We start from the raw sequence: 1,017 nt of genomic DNA on the forward strand, positions 1-1,017 counted from the left end.
CAGGGGAATGCATCGAATGCCAGGTATTCGTAACCATTCTTCCCTTTAGTGGACTGATCTTTTGTAAAGCTGTTCATTCCCAGCGCAGCGAGGACTTTACTGTCTGTATCAATAGCATGCTGAAGTATTATGGAGGCGTACCGGCAACCATTCTGTGCGACAACCTGAAAACGGCTGTAACCCGCCCCAGCCGCTATGAGCCGGTATTTACAGAGTTGTGCCGGCAACTCAGTGAACATTATACAACCACCTTCAGCGCAACGCGGCCCTATAGTCCCCGCGATAAAGCCATGGTGGAACGGGCAGTGCGCATTGTTTATACCCATGTCTATGCACCGCTGCGCAACCATGATTTTACCAACCTGGAGTTACTCAACCGGGCCATACAGGAGCAACTGGTACTGCTCAATAACAAGCCCTATAAAAACACGCCTTATAGCCGCCGGTACTTTTTTGAACAGCAGGAACGCTCCTTGCTTAAGGTCCTGCCCTGCGAACCATTTAGTCCTAAAAAAGTGGTTATGCTTACTGTGCAGCGTAATTACCATGTACAGCTATCCGAAGATCACCGCTATTACAGTGTTCCCTACCAGCATGTAGGTAAAAAAGTAACAGTGCTCTATGACAGCCGCGTGGTCGAAGTTTACCTGGATCAGGAACGCATTGCCTTCCATAGCCGTAACAGCCATCCAAAAGCTTATACCACTCTTGGCGAGCATATGCCACCCCATCACCAACGCATGCAGCAGATCAAAGGCTTCAACCGCGATGATCTGCTGGCGCAGGCAGCCCGTATCGGAACAGCTACGTTGCAGGCTGCTACCCTGATGCTGGAAAACAGTATTTATGTTGAACAGAACTACAAGGCCTGCTTCGGTATGCTGATGCTGCATAAAAAATACAGCCCCGCCCGGCTGGAAGCCGCCTGCACCCGGGCCTTACAAGGCTCCCGGATCAATTATACCATGATAAAAAATATCCTGGAACGCGGGCTGGACAAACAATTATCCTTCCCGG

1 protein-coding gene is annotated in these 1,017 nt (G+C 50.1%); it reads left to right on the forward strand.

Translation table 11 applies throughout. The features are described from left to right. Window positions 1-1,017, forward strand: a 1,017-nt coding sequence (locus tag HB364_RS32850; protein ID WP_167292699.1) for a Mu transposase domain-containing protein, incomplete at both ends; no start/stop codon positions are given.

The sequence above is a fragment of the Paraflavitalea devenefica genome, assembly GCF_011759375.1.
Taxonomy (GTDB): Bacteria; Bacteroidota; Bacteroidia; order Chitinophagales; family Chitinophagaceae; genus Paraflavitalea; species Paraflavitalea devenefica.